General features: G+C 68.7%; 19 protein-coding genes. All 19 read left to right on the forward strand.

What is annotated here, in order from left to right:
* The first annotated feature begins 217 nt into the window (after positions 1 to 217).
* Positions 218 to 961 (forward strand): beta-ketoacyl synthase chain length factor, encoded by a 744-nt coding sequence (locus tag V3B64_RS13345; RefSeq protein ID WP_329914267.1) that lies wholly within the window; start codon positions 218 to 220, stop codon positions 959 to 961.
* A complete protein-coding gene (locus V3B64_RS13350; protein WP_006402207.1) occupies positions 954 to 1,751 on the forward strand; it encodes a lysophospholipid acyltransferase family protein in 798 nt (265 codons plus the stop codon). The genes V3B64_RS13345 and V3B64_RS13350 overlap by 8 nt, the downstream gene beginning before the upstream one ends.
* Positions 1,738 to 1,995: a phosphopantetheine-binding protein gene (locus tag V3B64_RS13355; protein ID WP_005411610.1), complete on the forward strand. Its 258-nt coding sequence runs from the start codon at positions 1,738 to 1,740 to the stop codon at positions 1,993 to 1,995. Before V3B64_RS13350 ends, V3B64_RS13355 begins: the two co-directional genes overlap by 14 nt.
* Positions 1,996 to 2,012: 17 nt before the next feature.
* Complete coding sequence (locus tag V3B64_RS13360; RefSeq protein WP_006402206.1) at positions 2,013 to 2,270, forward strand: acyl carrier protein; 258 nt, start codon at positions 2,013 to 2,015, stop codon at positions 2,268 to 2,270.
* A gap of 22 nt (positions 2,271 to 2,292) precedes the next feature.
* Complete coding sequence (locus V3B64_RS13365; RefSeq protein WP_012512473.1) at positions 2,293 to 2,844, forward strand: membrane protein; 552 nt, start codon at positions 2,293 to 2,295, stop codon at positions 2,842 to 2,844.
* Positions 2,837 to 4,522, forward strand: a complete 1,686-nt coding sequence (locus V3B64_RS13370; RefSeq protein WP_329914268.1) for an AMP-binding protein — start codon at positions 2,837 to 2,839, stop codon at positions 4,520 to 4,522. The genes V3B64_RS13365 and V3B64_RS13370 overlap by 8 nt, the downstream gene beginning before the upstream one ends.
* Positions 4,512 to 5,282, forward strand: a complete 771-nt coding sequence (locus V3B64_RS13375) for a glycosyltransferase family 2 protein (protein ID WP_180844880.1) — start codon at positions 4,512 to 4,514, stop codon at positions 5,280 to 5,282. Before V3B64_RS13370 ends, V3B64_RS13375 begins: the two co-directional genes overlap by 11 nt.
* 1 nt (position 5,283) lies before the next feature.
* Positions 5,284 to 6,225: an acyltransferase gene (locus V3B64_RS13380; RefSeq protein ID WP_329914269.1), complete on the forward strand. Its 942-nt coding sequence runs from the start codon at positions 5,284 to 5,286 to the stop codon at positions 6,223 to 6,225.
* Complete coding sequence (locus tag V3B64_RS13385; protein ID WP_329914270.1) at positions 6,215 to 7,765, forward strand: aromatic amino acid ammonia-lyase; 1,551 nt, start codon at positions 6,215 to 6,217, stop codon at positions 7,763 to 7,765. The genes V3B64_RS13380 and V3B64_RS13385 overlap by 11 nt, the downstream gene beginning before the upstream one ends.
* Positions 7,752 to 8,183: an acyl-CoA thioesterase gene (locus V3B64_RS13390; protein ID WP_329914271.1), complete on the forward strand. Its 432-nt coding sequence runs from the start codon at positions 7,752 to 7,754 to the stop codon at positions 8,181 to 8,183. Before V3B64_RS13385 ends, V3B64_RS13390 begins: the two co-directional genes overlap by 14 nt.
* Positions 8,180 to 8,809, forward strand: coding sequence for an outer membrane lipoprotein carrier protein LolA (locus V3B64_RS13395; RefSeq protein WP_032129174.1), 630 nt, complete (start codon positions 8,180 to 8,182; stop codon positions 8,807 to 8,809). The genes V3B64_RS13390 and V3B64_RS13395 overlap by 4 nt, the downstream gene beginning before the upstream one ends.
* Entirely contained in the window at positions 8,781 to 11,156 is a 2,376-nt protein-coding gene (locus tag V3B64_RS13400) for an MMPL family transporter (RefSeq protein WP_329914272.1), read from the forward strand. The genes V3B64_RS13395 and V3B64_RS13400 overlap by 29 nt, the downstream gene beginning before the upstream one ends.
* Before the next feature lie 53 nt (positions 11,157 to 11,209).
* Positions 11,210 to 12,460, forward strand: coding sequence for an NAD(P)/FAD-dependent oxidoreductase (locus V3B64_RS13405; RefSeq protein ID WP_032129172.1), 1,251 nt, complete (start codon positions 11,210 to 11,212; stop codon positions 12,458 to 12,460).
* Complete coding sequence (locus V3B64_RS13410) at positions 12,448 to 13,005, forward strand: DUF3261 domain-containing protein (RefSeq protein WP_107433485.1); 558 nt, start codon at positions 12,448 to 12,450, stop codon at positions 13,003 to 13,005. Before V3B64_RS13405 ends, V3B64_RS13410 begins: the two co-directional genes overlap by 13 nt.
* Positions 13,002 to 14,186, forward strand: coding sequence for a beta-ketoacyl-[acyl-carrier-protein] synthase family protein (locus V3B64_RS13415; RefSeq protein ID WP_049424190.1), 1,185 nt, complete (start codon positions 13,002 to 13,004; stop codon positions 14,184 to 14,186). Before V3B64_RS13410 ends, V3B64_RS13415 begins: the two co-directional genes overlap by 4 nt.
* Positions 14,183 to 14,638 carry a dehydratase gene (locus tag V3B64_RS13420; protein WP_032129169.1) on the forward strand — a complete coding sequence of 152 codons (456 nt, stop codon included), beginning with the start codon at positions 14,183 to 14,185 and terminating at the stop codon, positions 14,636 to 14,638. Before V3B64_RS13415 ends, V3B64_RS13420 begins: the two co-directional genes overlap by 4 nt.
* Positions 14,635 to 15,366: a 3-ketoacyl-ACP reductase FabG2 gene (locus V3B64_RS13425; protein WP_329914273.1), complete on the forward strand. Its 732-nt coding sequence runs from the start codon at positions 14,635 to 14,637 to the stop codon at positions 15,364 to 15,366. The genes V3B64_RS13420 and V3B64_RS13425 overlap by 4 nt, the downstream gene beginning before the upstream one ends.
* The gene (locus V3B64_RS13430) at positions 15,366 to 16,604 is read left to right on the forward strand and encodes a beta-ketoacyl-ACP synthase (RefSeq protein WP_329914274.1); all 1,239 of its coding nucleotides are present in this window, start codon (positions 15,366 to 15,368) and stop codon (positions 16,602 to 16,604) included. Before V3B64_RS13425 ends, V3B64_RS13430 begins: the two co-directional genes overlap by 1 nt.
* Positions 16,605 to 16,666: 62 nt before the next feature.
* Positions 16,667 to 17,107 (forward strand): hypothetical protein, encoded by a 441-nt coding sequence (locus tag V3B64_RS13435; RefSeq protein WP_049398675.1) that lies wholly within the window; start codon positions 16,667 to 16,669, stop codon positions 17,105 to 17,107.
* The last annotated feature ends 143 nt before the right edge of the window (positions 17,108 to 17,250 follow it).

Raw genomic sequence — 17,250 nt, forward strand, 5'->3', positions numbered from 1 at the left:
CGATTGAACACGGGGCCTGCCGGTGCCGGGCCCCGTGTTGGGGAATGTGAAACCTGCACACCCTGCGCGGGACGTGCTAGCGTGCGCTCCTTTCCGGCGGCCAGGGGGGCAGCCGGCGACGTCCTGGACGGACGCACGGCTGCAGGAACGGGGGGGCCGCCGCGCGTCGCCGTAATGGCTCGTGCCTATCGTTCTCCCGTTGAAGCACCATCGCTAAATGATCGAATTCTCCATCGTCGACTGGGCCGCCTGGGCGCCCGGCCTGAGTGAGCGTAGCCAGTGGCTGGGCTGGGCCGATGCGCCGTACCCGCCGCATGGCGCGGACACGCCGGCGCTGGCCGAAGTGCCGGCGATGCAGCGCCGCCGCATCGAGCGGCTGGGCCGGATGGCGATCCAGGCCGCGTGCTGGTGCGAGGACGGGCAGGGCGCCGACAGTGACGTGCCGCTGGTGTTCGCCAGCCGCCACGGCGACGTGGCCCGTTCGATGGACCTGCTGGGCGCGCTGGTCGGCGACCAGCCGTTGTCGCCGACCGGATTCGGCCTGTCCGTGCACAACGCGATTGCCGCGCTGTATTCCATCGCCCGCGGCCACCGCGGCAACTACCTGGCGCTGGCGGCGGGCCAGGCCACGGTGGAGACGGCTTGCCTGGAGGCTGTCGGCCTGCTGGCCGACGGTGCCCGCGAGGTGCGGGTGGTGGTCTATGAGTCGCCACTTCCGGAAATTTACGCGATGTTCGCCGACGAACCCGACCCGTTCTTTGCCTGGTGCTGGCGCCTGACCGCCCCGACAGAGGGCCGACCGACGCTGTCGCTGCAGTGGCAGCCGGCCGACGCCCAGGCCAGCACTGCGCCCGGCCTGCTGCCGCATGCGCTGGACCTGCACCGGTTCCTGTTGTCCGGCGCGCCGGCGCTGGAACACGTGGCCCACGGCCAGCGCTGGCGCTGGAGCCGCCGTGGCTGAGCTGCTGCGCCGCCTCGACCATGCCTGGCGGGTGTTTGGCACCGGCCTGAGCTTTGTCGCATTTGGCCTTGGCGGCCTGCTGCTGGGCGTGCTGGTGATGCCGGTGCTGTTGCTGATGCGCGACCCGGTGGTCCGCCGCCGCCGGGCCCGCCGCGTGGTCCAGGCCGCCTTCGCCAGCCATCTGCGGCTGATGCGCGGGCTGGGGGTGATGACGTACGAGATCGAGGGCGGTGAACGCCTGCAGCGCGACGGCCTGCTGGTACTGGCCAATCACCCGACCCTGATCGACGTGGTCTGCCTGATCTCGCTGCTGCCCAACGCCGACTGCGTGGTCAAGCGGGCCGTGGCCTGCAACCCGTTCATGCGCGGCCCGGTACGGGCCGCCGGCTACATCTCCAATGACGATGGCGCCGGCCTGGTCGATGACTGCGTGGCCGCGGTGCATGCCGGCGGCACCCTGGTGATCTTCCCGGAGGGCACCCGCAGCGTGCCCGGGCAGCCGCCGCGGCTGCAGCGTGGGGCCGCCAACATCGCCGTACGGGGCCGCCTGGACGTCACCCCGGTGCGGATCACCTGCAGCCCGCCAACGCTGACCAAGGGGCAGAAGTGGTATCGTGTCCCCTCACGTCGCTTTCACGTTCGGCTGCAGATCGGCGAAGATATCCCGATCGCGCCATTTCTGGCCGAAGACGACTCGCCAAGGGGGGATGCCTTGGCAGCCCGTCGCGTCACCGAGCACCTTTCTCGTTATTTCGACCTGTCTGGAGATCCGAACCGTGCAAGCACTTGAGCACGAGATCAAGGAATTGATCATTTCCTCCCTTTCGCTGGAGGACATCACGCCGGAGGACATCGATCCGACCGCCCCACTGTTCGTCGAGGGCCTCGGCCTGGATTCGATCGACGCGCTGGAGCTGGGCCTGGCGCTGCAGAAGAAGTACGGTGTGAGCCTCTCGGCCGATTCGGAAGAAACCCGTCGCCATTTCTCCAGCGTGCGCGCGCTCGGCGAGTTCGTCGCCGCCCGCCAGTCGTAACGGTGCCAGGACCTGCCATGACCAAGAATGAACTGTTCGAACGCATCGTCAGCATCCTGACCGACAGCTTCGAGATCGAAACCGCCCGGATCACCCCCGAGGCCCGCCTGTACGACGACCTGGACATCGACAGCATCGACGCGGTCGACCTGATCGTTCAGCTGAAGCCGTTGCTCGGCCGCAACCTGCAGCCGGAAGCGTTCAAGGCCGTGCGTACCGTGCAGGACATCGTCGATGTGGTGCACAGGCTGCTGCCGGACCAGGCAGCCGCCTGACCGCAGCGCCGGCGGCTCCACCATGGCACGCGCACGCACGGTCGTGGTGGCTGCGATCTCGCTGGCCTACCCGGTGCTGGTGTACCTGGCGATGGGCCGCTTCGAGCCACGCTGGCTGTCGCTGCTGCTGTTCACCCTGGCCCTGCTGCGCGCGCTGAGTACGCGCCAGCCGCTGTGGTGGGCCGCGGCCGCCGGCACCGGCCTGCTGGCGGTGCTGGCCACCGTGCTCAACCAGGCCCTGCCGCTGAAGCTGTACCCGGCGCTGGTCAACGCAGTGATGCTGGCGGTGTTCGGCACCAGCCTGCGTTTCGGCCCGCCGCTGGTGGAACGCCTGGCACGGCTGCAGGAACCGGACCTGCCCCCGTTCGCGGTGGCCTATACCCGCCGTGTCACCCAGGTGTGGTGCGGCTTCTTCGTTCTCAACGGCAGCCTGGCCCTGCTGACCGCGCTGTACGCGTCGGACCGGGTCTGGATGCTCTACAACGGATTGTTGGCGTACGTGATGATGGGCGTGTTGTTCGCAGGTGAGTGGCTGGTGCGGCGGCGGGTGAAGGCGGCGCACGCGCATGGCTGAGTGGATTGCCCTGGACCGGCTGCTGCTGGAGGCGCGGCCGCATCGAAGCGTTGGCGTCTGCGATGGCGAGGTGATCGACCACGCCCGCTTCCGCCAGCGCGTACTGGACTGGCGCGCCGCGTTTGCGGCGGCCGAAGGCCGTGACTGGGCCCTGTATTTCGATGATGCGGTGGCCTTTGCCGCTGCGTTGTTCGGTGCCTGGCATGCCGGCAAGCGGGTGTTCCTGGCTGCCGACAATCTGCCGGCCACGCTGCAGGCGCTGCAGCCGCAGGTGAGTGGTTTCGCAGGCGACGTGTCCGCCGATTATCGTCCGCTGGCGGCGCTGGACGCCGCACCGGACGAGGGTCTTCAGGCGCTGGACGAGCGCGCCTGCGAGCTGTGCGTGTTCACCTCCGGCAGCACCGGACAGCCCAGTGCGATCAACAAGCGCATGGACCAGCTGACGCGCGAGGTGGACGCACTGCAGGCTGCGTTCGGCACGCAGCTGGAAGGCGTGCAGGTGCATGGCACGGTGTCGCACCAGCACATCTATGGCCTGCTGTTCCGCGTGCTGTGGCCGCTGGCTGCCGGCCGCCTGATCCATCCACGCCGGTTCTTCCACGAAGATCTGGTGGGTGCGCTGGCCGGTACCGATACGGTGCTGGTCGCGACCCCGGCCCACCTCAAGCGCCTGCCCGAGCAGCTCGACTGGGCCAGCCTGCATGGCCGCCTGCGCGCGGTATTCTCCTCTGGCGGCCCGCTGCCGGAAGAAGCCGCACGCCAGGTGCGGCAGTGGCTCGGCGTGGCACCGACCGAGGTCTATGGCAGCAGCGAGACCGGCGGCATCGCCTGGCGCCGCTGGGACACCGACCTGCCGCCGTGGCAGCCGCTGCCCGGCGTGCAGTGGCGCATCGAGGAGGGCTGCCTGGCGGTGGCCTCCGCACATCTGGAAACCCCGGATTGGTGGCGTACCCAGGACCGCGTTGAAGCGTTGGCCGATGGCCGCTTCCGCCTGCTGGGCCGCGCCGACCGCATCGTCAAGATTGAAGAGCGCCGCGTTTCGCTGGACGCACTGGAACGTGCGTTGCGCGAAGACGCCGAAGTGGATGACGTGCGCGTGCTGGTGCTGCCCGGGCAGCGCGAGCAGCTGGCCGCGGTGGTGGTACCGGCCGACCCGACGCTGCTGGAGGGCGGTGAGGCCGCGCGCCGCGCGCTGGGCCAGCGCCTTGGCACACGCCTGGCACAGGCTCATGACGCGGTCACCCGGCCGCGCCGCTGGCGGCTGGTGCCGGCGCTGCCGATCAACGCACAGGGCAAGGTCACCCAGGCGGCACTGGCAGCGTTGTTCCAGCCGCTGATGCCGGTGCCGGTCTGGGATCACCGCGATGCGGCCAGCGCCACGCTGCGGATGACCCTGGACCCGGCGCTGCGGCCGTTCCAGGGCCACTTCCCGCAGGCGGCGATCCTGCCCGGCGTGGCGCAGCTGGACTGGGCGGTGCGGTTTGGCCGCCAGGTGTTCGCCATGCCGGCAGTGTTCCTGCGCATGGATGCGGTGAAGTTCCAGCACGTGGCCCGCCCGGGCGATGAGCTGACCCTGCAGCTGGACTGGGATGCCGCACGCAACGTGATGGCCTTCCGTTACACCTCCAGCCACGGCGTGCATGCCAGCGGCAAAGTGGTCTTCGCCGATGCGGACTGATCCGGCCGTTGCCGGTGCCGCGTTCGCGCCACTGGTGGTGATTCCCGTCTACGACCACGAGCACGCCATCGCGGCGGTGGTCGACGGCGTGCAGGCCGCCGGCCTGCCGTGCCTGCTGGTCGACGATGGCTCGCATGAGGCGTGCGCGGCAGCATTGCGTTCGCTGGCACAGCGCCAGGGCGTCGACCTGCTGCGCCTGGACGTCAACCAGGGCAAGGGCGGGGCGATGCTGGCCGGTTTCGCCGAAGCCGGCGCGCGAGGCTACAGCCACGTGCTGCAGATCGATGCCGACGGCCAGCACGATACCCGCGATCTGCCACGCTTCATCGAAGCGGCGCGCGCCCATCCCGAGGCGGTGATCTGTGGCATTCCGGCCTACGACGCCAGCGTTCCCAAGGCGCGCCTGTATGGCCGCTACGCGACCCACATCTGGGTCTGGATCAACACGCTGTCGCTGCATCTGCGCGACACCATGTGCGGCTTCCGCGTGTATCCGCTGCCGCCGGTGCTGCGCCTGATCGGTGAAGAAACCATCGGCCGGCGCATGGATTTCGATACCGAAGTGATGGTGCGCCTGTACTGGCGGCACCTGCCGGTCGAGCACCTGGCCACGCGCGTGACCTATCCATCCGATGGCGTCTCGCACTTCGATGTGTGGCGCGACAACGTGCGCATCAGCCGCATGCACACCCGCTTGTTCTTCGGCATGCTCTGGCGCGCACCGCGCCTGCTGTGGCGCCGCCTGCGGGGGCAGCGCTGAAATGGCGGCCGCGCAGGGGGCCCCGCACTGGGCCGACATCGGCGAATCCACCTCGGTGGCCGGCGTGCTGTTCCTGTGCTGGGTGCACCGCTGGTTCGGGCGCTGGCCATTCCGCCTGTGCGTGTGGCCGGTGGTGGCCTGCCATTGGCTGGGCAACCGTGTCGGTCGCCAGGCCTCGATGCAGTACCTGCAGCGGCTGCAGGCATACAGCGGCGTGCTCGGCCGCACGCCCACCCGGGGTGACAGCCTGCGCCATTTCTTCGCCTTCGCCGATACGATGCTGGACAAGATCCTCGGCCTGGGCGGACGCTATCCGGCCGAACGCATCCACCTGCATCGCGACCTGGTGCTGGAAAAGATCGCGCGCCGCGAGGGCGGGCTGATCCTCACCGCGCACATCGGCTGCCTGGAACTGTGCCAGGTGCTGGCCGAGCAAGTGCCGGGGTTCCGCATCACCGTGCTGGTGCATACCGCGCACGCGCAGCGTTTCAATCGTCTGTTGCAGCGGCTGGACCCGCTGGCGGCGGTGGAACTGGTGCAGGTGACCGAAATGGGGCCGGCCACGGCGGTGATGCTGTCCGAGCGCGTGGCGGCGGGTGGCTTCGTCGCCATCGTCGGCGACCGTACACCGGTGCAGGGCGGCCGCAGCGTCACCGCCGATTTCCTTGGCCACCGCGCCCCGTTCCCGATCGGCGCCTATGTGCTCGCCGCCGCGCTGGGTTGCCCGGTCTACACCATGGCCTGCCTGCACCAGGGCGAGGGCTATCGCGTGGCATTCGAACAGTTCGCCGAACGCATCGTGCTGCCGCGTGGTTCGCGCGACGCCGCACTGGCAGAACAGGCACAGCGCTTCGCGCGCTGGCTGGAACTCCAGGTCATCCAGTCCCCGTTGGACTGGTTCAATTTCTTCCCCTTCTGGGATCAGGCTCCGCATGACGACTGACGCCGTACCCGTGTGCCGCTTTGGCGATGCACCGTTGACCATTGAAGACGTGGTTGCCCTGGCCCAGCGCCAGTGCGACGCCGCCCTGAGCGACGCGCCGGCGTTCCGCAAGCACATCCAGCGCGGTGCCGATTTCCTCGACCGCCTGCTGCGCGAGGACGGGGTGATCTATGGCGTGACCACCGGCTACGGCGACTCGTGCACGGTGAACATCCCGCCGGCGCTGGTGGCTGAGCTGCCGCACCACCTGTACACCTACCACGGCTGTGGCCTGGGCCGTTACCTGGACCCGGTCGAGACCCGTGCGGTGCTGGCCGCGCGCCTGGCCTCGCTGGTGCGCGGTATGTCCGGTGTCAGTGTGCCGCTGCTGGAAGGCCTGGCCACGCTGCTGCAGCACGATGTACTGCCGATGATTCCGGCCGAAGGCTCGGTGGGTGCCAGCGGTGACCTGACCCCGCTGTCGTACGTGGCCGCGGTGCTGTGCGGCGAGCGCGAGGTGCTGCACGACGGCCGCGTGCAGCCGGCGGCGGATGTGTTGGCCAAGATCGGCATGACCCCGTTGAAGCTGCGGCCGAAGGAAGGCCTGGCGATCATGAACGGTACCGCGGTGATGACCGGCCTGGCCTGCCTGGCCTGGCAGCGCGCCGATTACCTGGCGCGCATGGCCACGCGGCTGACTGCGTTCAACGTGCTGGCCAGCGACGGCAACGCGCATCACTTCGACGAAACCCTGTTCGCCGCCAAGCCGCACCCGGGCCAGGGCCGCATCGCCGCGCGCCTGCGCAGCGACCTGCACAGCGAGCGTCCGCCGCGCAATGAACAGCGCCTGCAGGACCGCTACTCGCTGCGCTGCGCGCCGCATGTGATCGGCGTGCTGGAGGACAGCCTGCCGTTCCTGCGCCAGCTGATCGAAACCGAACTGAACAGCGCCAACGACAACCCGCTGATCGATGCTGACGGCGAGCGCATCCTGCACGGCGGTCATTTCTACGGCGGCCACATCGCGCTGGCGATGGACACCCTGAAGAACACCGTGGCCAACGTCGCCGATCTGCTCGACCGGCAGCTGGCGCTGGTGGTCGACGCCCGCTACAACCACGGCCTGCCGGCCAACCTGTCGGCGGCCACCGGCCCGCGCGCGGCCATCAACCATGGCCTGAAGGCGCTGCAGATCAGCGTTTCGGCATGGACCGCCGAAGCGCTGAAGCAGACCATGCCGGCCAGCGTGTTCTCGCGCTCCACCGAATGCCACAACCAGGACAAGGTCAGCATGGGCACCATTGCCGCGCGCGATTGCCTGCGCGTGATCGAGCTGACTGAACAGGTAGTGGCCGCGATGCTGATCGCTGCCCGCCAGGGCCTGGCGCTGCGCGAACGGGTTGGCCTGAACGCGCAGCTGCATGGCAGTCTGGCCGACATGTACGCCGACCTGGGGCAGCGCATCGCCCTGGTTGAAGAAGACCGCGCGCTGGATCGCGAACTGCGGGAACTGCTGGTGGAGATCCGCGCGCAACGTTGGGAGCTGTATGCCGGTGAATGAAGCAATCGAACGGGCCGGCGAGATTGCGTTGACCCCCGCCTTCCATGACTGCGATCCGATGAACGTGGTCTGGCATGGCAACTACTTCAAGTACTTCGAGATCGCGCGCTGCGCGCTGCTCGGCCGCTACGACTACGACTACCCGCAGATGCTTGAATCGGGCTACGTGTGGCCGGTGGTCGATGCGCGGGTGAAATATGTGCGCCCGCTGCTGTTCAACCAGGCCCTGCGCGTGATCGCGCGCATCGTGGAATGGGAGAACCGGCTGAAGATCGAGTACGAAATTCTCGATGCGCAGAGCGGCCAGGTGCTGACCCGTGCGATGACCATCCAGGTTGCGGTGGACGCGACCAGCAAGGAAATGCTGTACCAGTGCCCGCCGGTACTGTGGGAACGCCTGGGAGTGCCTGCGCCATGAACCGAGCCAACCGTTTTGCGCGCGCACTGCTGTGCGCGCTGCTGCTGCTGGCCGCACCGCTGGTGCAGGCCGCCGATCCGGCCATCGATGCGATCACCCAGGCGGTGGCGCGGCCGGATGTGCTGCGTGGCCAGTTCAGCCAGGAAAAGCAGGTCAGCGGCTTCAAGAACCCGCTGCGTTCTCAGGGCCGGTTCGTGGTCGCGCGCCAGCACGGCGTGATCTGGTCCACGCTCAAGCCGTTCCCCTCCGAGGTGGTGGTCACCGCCGACCGCATCCTCAGCCGCCAGCGCGATGGCAGCACCCGCGTCGAACTCGATGCACGGCAGCAACCGGCGATGCGTTCGGTGAACGCGATCATGTTCGCGCTGATGAGTGGCGACGTGCAGGCGCTGTCCAGCCAGTTCAACGTGGCGGCCAGCCGTGAAGGACAGGGCTGGCGGCTGCGCCTGACGCCGAAGTCGGCGATGCTGGCCAAGGCTTTCGAATCGCTGACCCTGCAGGGTGACCGCTACGTGCGCCAGGTCGAGATTGTCGAGGCCAACAAGGACCGCACGCAGATCCAGTTCAGCGCATTGAGCGAGACGCCGGCCACGCTCAATGCCGACGAGGCCCGCCGCTTTGAGTGAGGCCGCGGCATCGAACGCACCGGACCGGTTGCGGCGCTGGTGGCACTGGCTGGGCATCGCCTGGCTGCTGGTGCTGCTGGTAATGGGCGCGCAGCAGTGGCGCCTGTGGAGCCAGCAATCGCGGATCGACACCGACATCCTCGCCCTGCTGCCGCAGGATGCACACGACCGCCTGTTGAGCGATGTCACCCGGCGCATCGCCGATGGCAGTTCGCGACAGGTGGTGGTGCTGCTGGGCAGCAAGGACGGCGCCGCCGCCAAGCGTGCGCAGGCGGCTTTTGCCGCGGCCATGGCCAAGGACGCCGATCACGCCCTGCTGGTACCCAGCGGCTCGATCGAAGGCTGGTTCGATGAGGCGCGCGCGTTCTACGCGCCGTACCGTGACCGCCTGTTGACCCCGGCCCAGCGCGAGCAGCTGCAGGGCAGCGAGCCGGGCGCGCTGGCCGAACAGGCGTTGGCCGCGCTGTATGGCCCGATGGGCGCGCCGCGCCTGACCGACTGGCGGCAAGACCCGTTGTCGCTGTGGCCGCAATGGTGGCAGCAGCAGGCGCAGGGGTCGGGGCTGCGGTTGGGCGATGACGGCCTGCTTGAAGCCGAGGGCAGGCACTGGGCCGTGCTGCAGTTCGATACGCCCGGCTCGGCGTTCCAGCTGGATGGCGAGCGCCATCTCGATGGCCTGCTGGAACGTGCCGGGCAGGCCGCAAAAGCAGCGGCGCCGGAGCTGGAAATCCTGCACGCCGGCGTGCCGCTGCATGCCGAGGCCGCCGCGGTGCAGGCCAACCAGGAGATCAACACCATCGGTTGGGGTTCGCTGGCGGCGGTGCTGCTGCTGGTGTGGCTGGCATTCCGCTCGCTGCGGCCGATCCTGCTGGTGGCCGCCTCACTGCTGATCGGCTGTGGCGCGGCGCTGGCAGTGACCGTGCTGGTGTTCGGCAAGGTGCACGTGCTGACCCTGGTGTTCGGTGCATCGCTGGTGGGCGTGGCCGAGGATTACGGCATCCACTGGTTTGCCTCGCGCCAGGCCGAGCCGGCCGATCGTCGCTGGAAGCTGCTGCGGCATCTGCTGCCTGGCCTGTGGCTGGCCCTGCTGACCAGTGCGCTGGCCTACCTGGCATTGGGCCTGGCCCCGTTCCCGGGCCTGCGCCAGATGGCGCTGTTCTCGGTGGTTGGCCTGGCTGCCGCCTTCCTCACGGTGATCTTCTGGTTCCCGTGGCTGGATGGTGGCGAGATCCGCCAGACCCGCTTCTCGCAGTGGCTGGGCAACACGCTGGAGCGTTTCCCGCGCCTGCATGGCCGCCGCGCGGTGACGATGTTCGTGGTGATCACGCTGGCACTGTCTGCCATCGGCATCGCGCGCCTGCAGAGCAACGACGACCTGCGCAGCCTGCAGTCGTCGCCGCCGGCATTGATGGCGCAGCAGATCCGCCTGAGCCAGTTGCTGGGCATGCCCAGCCCGGCGCAGTTCTACCTGGTGCAGGGTGCCGATGCCGCGCAGCTGCTGCAGCGCGAAGAAGCGCTGACCGAACGCCTGCGTGTATTGGCCAACGACAAGCGCATTGGTGGCTATCGCGCGATCAGCGATTGGCTGCCGTCGCCGTCGCGCCAGCAGGTCGATGCCGCGCTGACCGCGAGGGTGGAACCCGGCGTGCTGTCGGCCGTGTCCGAGGCCGTGGGCGAGCCGCTGCAGCGACCGCAGTTCGCGGCCGCACCACTCAGCGCCGAAGCCTTCCTGGCCTCGCCGGCTTCGCAGCCGTTCCGTCATCTGTGGGTGGGCGAGGTCGGTGGGCAGATGATCAGCGTGGTGATGGTCGATGACCTGTCGCGCGCCGATGCGCTGGCCACCCTCCAGGGTGCGGCCGAAGGCCTGCCGGGTGTGCGCTGGGTAGACCGTACTGCCGACTTCTCCACGCTGCTGGGCCACTACCGCAAGCTGATGGGTGGGCTGCTGCTGGTCGGCATCGTGCTGGTGTTCGGCGCGCTGTGGCTGCGCTACCGCCGCCAGGCCTGGCGCGTGTTCGCGCCGACCCTGATTGCCGGTGCCTTGACCCTGGGCCTGCTGGGTCTGTTCGGCCAGCCGCTGCAGCTGTTCAACGTGCTGGCACTGATGCTGCTGCTGGGCATGGGCATCGACTACGGCATCTTCCTGATCGAGCACCGTGGCGATGCCAGCGCCTGGCTGGCAGTGTGCGTGGGTGCGGCCAGCACCTGGCTGTCGTTCGGCCTGCTGGGCCTGTCGCAGACCCCGGCGCTGCGCGCGTTCGGCCTGACCCTGCTGTTCGGCATCGGCCTGGTCTGGCTGATCTCGCCGCTGTTCCGGCCGCCGCCGCACGATCTGCCCCCGGCCTGAGCCTGTTTTCCGACTTCCTTCTTTCCACCTGATCGAGCAACAAGGATGCACCGATGAATACTGCTGTGGATGCTGTCGAACGTACTGAAATCCTGATCATCGGTGCCGGCCCGGCCGGCTCCGTGGCTGCGGCGATGCTGCGCCAGCAGGGCCGCCAGGTGCTGATGCTGGAGCGCCAGCAGTTCCCGCGCTTCTCGATCGGTGAAAGCCTGCTGCCGCAGAGCATGGAGTACATCGAAGCGGCAGGCCTGCTGCAGGACGTGGTCGAAGCGGGCTTCCAGCACAAGAACGGCGCCGCCTTCGTGCATGGCGAGGCGCGCACCGCGTTCGACTTCAGGAAGAAGTTCTCGCCAGGCTGGGGCACCACCTACCAGGTGCAGCGCGCCGACTTCGACAACGTGCTGGCGCGCGGCGCCGAACGCATGGGCACCACGCTGCGCTTCGGCGATGAAGTGCTTGCGGTCGAGCCGGGCGAGCAGCCGGCGGTGACCGTGCGTCGTCCGGACGGCAGCGAGTACCGCATCGAAGCCGATTTCATCCTCGATGCATCCGGTTTCGCACGCCTGCTGCCGCGCCTGCTGCAGCTGGAATCGCCGTCCAACTTCCCGGTGCGCGGCGCGATCTTCTGCCACGTGCGCGACAACATTCCGGCCGAAGCGGACTTCGATCGCAACAAGATCCTGATCACCACCCATCCCGAGCACATCGACGTCTGGTACTGGACGATCCCGTTCTCCAACGGCTGCTGCTCGCTGGGCGTGGTCGCCGAGCCGTCGTTCTTCGAACGCTACGAAGGCGACGACCTGCAGAAGCTGCAGGCCATCGTTGGCGAGGACCCGAACCTGACCCGGCTGCTGGCCAACGCCGAATGGGCGGTGCTGCCGGTGCGCCGCATCACCGGTTACTCGGCCAATGTCAGCTCGTTGTGGGGCCCGGGCTACGCCCTGCTGGGCAATGCCGGCGAGTTCCTTGACCCGGTGTTCTCCTCCGGCGTCACCATCGCCTTCAAGTCCGCGCAGCTGGCCAGCGAATGCCTGGCGCGCCGCTATGCCGGCGAAACCGTCGACTGGGAAGCTGAATTCTCGATCCCGCTGCGTGCCGGCGTGAAGACCTTCCGCCGCTTCGTTGAAAGCTGGTACGAGGGCGGCTTCCAGAAGATCATCTACCACCCGCAGCAGCAGCCCGAAGTGCGCGACATGATCAGTTCCATCCTGGCCGGCTACGCCTGGGACACCAACAACCCGTATGTGGCCGACGAAAGCGGCCGCCGCATGCGCGTGCTGGAGCAGCTGTGCAGCGCCTGATCGCCCGTACCGCGGCCGTGCTGCTGTGCCTGCTGCTGGCCGCCTGTGCCGGCCGCATGCCCAAGCCATTGGTGGAACTGCCGCCGCTGCGCCTGTCGCCGGCCAGCCTGCCGGCGCCGCTGGCATTGCAGCAGCAGCTGCATTTCCGTTTCGGTACGCATGAGCGCGATCTGGATGCTCTGCTGGAAGCCGATGCGCAGCAGGTGCAGCTGGCGGTGCAGGCGATGGGCCAGACCGGCGTGCGCCTGCAGTGGGACGGCCAGCAGCTGACCCAGCAGCGCGCACCGTGGCTGCCGCCGCAGGTGCGTGCCGAGCGCGTGCTGGATGACCTGCAGTTCGCGCTGTGGCCGACCGCGGCCATTGCCGCCGCGTTGCCGGCAGGTTGGCAGGTCAGCGATGACGGCCGGCAGCGCAGCCTGTCGCGCGACGGCACGGTGTGGCTGCAGCTGCAGCGCCTGGACGATGGCAGCGTGCAGCTGGACAACCGCGCCGAAGGCTATGCGCTGCGCATCGAATCGATCGACATGGCCGGGCAGGACCGATGAGTGCACCGATCTACCTGAACGACCTGGGCGTGGTCTGCGCGCTCGGCGATGGCCGCGCCGCGGTCGCGTCGGCGATGTTCGCCGATGTGCCGGGCGGGCTCAGCGACAACGACAGCCTGCTGCCGGGGCGCACCCTGGCGCTGGGAGAGGTGCGCACGCCGCTGCCGGCGCTGGAGGACCTGCCGGTGGCCCTGCGCGGGCGCAACAACGCCCTGCTGGACGTGGCACTGGCGCAGATCGCACCAGCGGTGGCCGCCGCGATCGCCCGCCATGGTGCCGAGCGTGTGGCGGTGGTGCTGGGCACCAGCACCTCGGGCATTGGTGAATCCGAGCAGGCCCTGCGCACCCACGCCGAACAGGGCCAGTGGCCGCAGGGCTTCGATTACGCCCAGCAGGAAATGGGCACCGCCGCGCAGTTCGTGCGCCAGCGCAGTGGTGCACAGGGGCCGGCATGGACCCTGTCCACCGCCTGCTCGTCCAGCGCCAAGGCGCTGATGTCGGCCGCGCGCATGCTGCGCGCCGGCATCGTCGATGCGGTGATTGCCGGCGGTGCCGATTCGCTGTGCCGCTTCACCGTGGCCGGCTTCAGCGCGTTGGAATCGGTGTCGGCCCTGCGCTGCAATCCGTTCTCGCAGCACCGCTCCGGCATCAACATCGGCGAGGGCGCCGCGCTGTTCCTGCTTACCCGCGAGCCGGGTCCGGTGTGCCTGGCCGGGTGGGGCGAATCGGCCGATGCCCATCACATGTCCGCCCCCGATCCGCAGGGGATGGGGGCCATCGACGCCCTGCAGCAGGCGCTGCTGCGCGCCGGCTGGGGCGCCGACGAAGTGGATTACGTGAACCTGCATGGCACCGCCACCGGGCACAACGATGCGATGGAAAGCCTGGCGGTCTCGCAGGTGCTGGGCAACGGCGTGCCGGCCAGTTCGACCAAGCCGCTGACCGGCCATACGCTGGGTGCCTCGGGCGCGATCGAGGCGGCGCTGTGCTGGATCCTGCTGGCCGAGAACCCACAGCAGCAGCTGCCGCCGCACTGGTGGGACGGCGTGCCCGACCCCGCACTGCCGGTGCTGCCGCTGGTCGCGCCGGGCTCCTGCCTGGCGCAGGCGCCGCGGCGGGTGCTGAGCAATTCGTTCGCCTTCGGCGGCAGCAATGCCGTGCTGGCACTGGAGCGTCGATGAACACGCTGTACGCGATCGAGGACGTGGTGCCGCACCGCCAGGACATGTGCCTGCTGGAGCGCATCACGCAGTGGGACCAGGACACCCTCGAGGCTGAACTGGTGGTGCCCGAATCCGGCCTGTTCGTGGAGAACGGCGAAGTGCCGGCGTGGGTCGGCATCGAATACATGGCGCAGGCCATCGCGGCCTGGGCCGGCTGCCGCGCGCGTGCGGCCGGCAAGCCGCCGCAGCTGGGCTTCCTGCTCGGCAGCCGCCGCTACAGCAGCGCGCGCAGCAGCTTCCCCAGCGGTTCGCGGCTGCGCGTACAGGCGCGCTGCGAGCTGTTGGGTGACAATGGATTGGGGATGTTCGCCTGCCGCATCCTGGCGGGCGAGGACGAATGGGCGACAGCCAACGTGTCGGTGTTCGAACCGGCCGACGCGATGGCCTATCTGGAGAGTGGACAGGCATGACAGGGAATCGAAGCGTGCTGGTGACCGGCGCCAGCCGGGGCATCGGCCGGGCCATCGCGCTGCGCATCGCGCGCGATGGCTTCGACGTGGTGGTGCATTGCCGCAGCCGCCTGGAAGAGGCACAGGCCGTGGTGGCCGAGATCCAGGCCATGGGCCAGCAGGCCCGCGTGCTGGCGTTCGACGTAGCCGACCGCGAGGCCGCACGCGCCGCGCTGGAGGCCGATGTCGACGCGCACGGCGCGTACTACGGCGTGGTCTGCAATGCCGGCATCGCCCGTGATGGCGCCTTCCCGGCGCTGTCGGCGGAGGATTGGGACCAGGTCATCCACACCAACCTGGATGGCTTCTACAACGTGCTGCATCCGCTGATCATGCCGATGGTGCGGCGGCGCAAGCCGGGCCGCATCGTCACCCTGTCGTCGGTGTCCGGGCTGGCCGGCAACCGCGGCCAGGTCAACTACAGTGCCGCCAAGGCCGGCATCATCGGTGCCACCAAGGCGCTGGCACTGGAACTGGCCAGCCGCCAGATCACCGTCAACTGCGTGGCCCCGGGCCTGATCGAGACCGAAATGCTCAACGATGAAGTGATCGAACACGCGCTCAAGCTGATTCCCGCCGGCCGCGTCGGTCGTCCCGACGAAGTGGCGGCCACGGTGGCGTTCCTGCTGTCCGAGCCGGCCGGCTACATCACCCGCCAGGTGATCTCGGTGAACGGAGGCATGCTCTGATGGCTGCCGATCGTCGCGTGGTGGTCACCGGTGCCGCTGCCATCAGTCCGCTCGGCCACGACTGGCCGACCATCGAAGCGCACCTGCGCAGCTGCCGCAATGCCGTGCGCACGATGCCCGAATGGGATGTCTATGCCGGCCTGAACACCAAGCTGGCCGCGCCGGCGCAGGACTTCGAGCTGCCGCCGAACTACAACCGCAAGACCACCCGCTCGATGGGCAAGGTCGCGATCATGTCGGTGCGCGCCACCGAGGTGGCACTGCGCGAGGCTGGCCTGCACGAGCACCCGGTGCTGCGCAGTGGCCGTACCGGCGTGGCCTACGGTTCGTCCTCGGGCAGCCACGAGGCCACCGGTGAATTCGGCCGCATGCTCAACGAGTTCACCACCGACGGCATCAGTGCCACCACCTACCTGAAGATGATGAGCCACACCGCGCCGGTCAACATCGGTGTGTTCTTTGGTTTGTCCGGGCGCGTCTACACCACCTCCAGTGCCTGCACCTCGGGCAGCCAGGGCGTGGGCGCGGCCTACGAAGCGATCCGCAGCGGCAAGCAGACGGTGATGGTGGCTGGCGGTGCCGAGCAGCTCGATGCCACTGCCGCGGCAGTGTTCGACACCCTGTTCGCCACCAGCGTGCGCAATGATGCGCCGCAGACCACGCCGCGCCCGTTCGATGCCGGCCGCGATGGCCTGGTGCTGGGCGAGGGTGCCTGTACGCTGATCCTGGAAGACCTGGAGCACGCGCAGGCACGTGGCGCCACCATCCTTGCCGAGGTGGTCGGCTACGGCACCAACAGCGATGGCCAGCACGTCACCCAGCCCAGTGCCGACACCATGGCCCAGGCCATGCGCCTGGCGCTGGAGGATGCCGGGCTGGACGCGGCGCAGATCGACTACGTCAACGCCCACGGCACCGCCACCGACCACGGTGACATCGCCGAGACCCAGGCCACCGCGCAGGTGTTCGGCAGCCGCATGCCGATCAGCTCGCTGAAGAGCTACGTCGGCCACATGCTGGGCGCCTGTGGTGCGTTCGAGGCCTGGATGAGCATCGAGATGATGCGCGCCGGCTGGTTCGCGCCCACCCTGAACCTGGTCGAGGTCGATCCACGCTGCGGCCAGCTCGACTTCATCACCGGGCAGGGCCGTGAACTGCAGGCCGAGTACGTGATGAGCAACAACTTCGCCTTCGGTGGCATCAACACCTCGCTGGTGTTCCGCCGCTGGCGCGAGTGATCCACCGCCCCACCGCCGCTGTTCCCGCAACCTACCCGCACCCTCGACAAGGAGATGTTCCGATGCGCCGCACCCTGATGATCGCCACGGCCACCGCACTGCTGGCCCTGGCCTCCACCGCTTCCGCCCGCGATACCCGCGTGGAGCAGTCCCTGCAGGAACTGATCAGCTCGCAGGCTGCCAAGGACGCCGGCATCGACGGCAGCGTCCGCTTCTACCTGGCCGGTCAGCCGGTCAGCGTGCAGCAGCGCCTGGGCGAAGACGTGACCAACAAGAAGACCAACGCCGCCAACAAGAGCGATGCCGAGGCCTGCCGCTGGGTCGCGCTGTCGGCGCTGCGCGCGCTGCAGGACGGTGCCAAGTCGCGCGGCGCCAACGCCGTGGTCGACATCGTCAGCTACTACAAGAAGAACGAGTTCAAGAGCAGCACCAACTACGAATGCTATGCCGGTGCGATCCTCGCCGGTGTCGCGCTGAAGGGCACCTACGCCAAGGTCAAGTAAGCGCCCGTGTGGCGGCGGCGTTGGCTGAACGCCGCCGCCACATTGCTGAATCCCGCCGGGGAAACGCCGCCGATCACGCCGCCATCGTCGGCTGACGGCTTTCCCCGGTGTCGGCTTTCCGACACAATCATGGCTCTTCCCGG

The organism is Stenotrophomonas sp. SMYL86 (genome assembly GCF_036320025.1).
Classification (GTDB): domain Bacteria; phylum Pseudomonadota; class Gammaproteobacteria; order Xanthomonadales; family Xanthomonadaceae; genus Stenotrophomonas; species Stenotrophomonas maltophilia_A.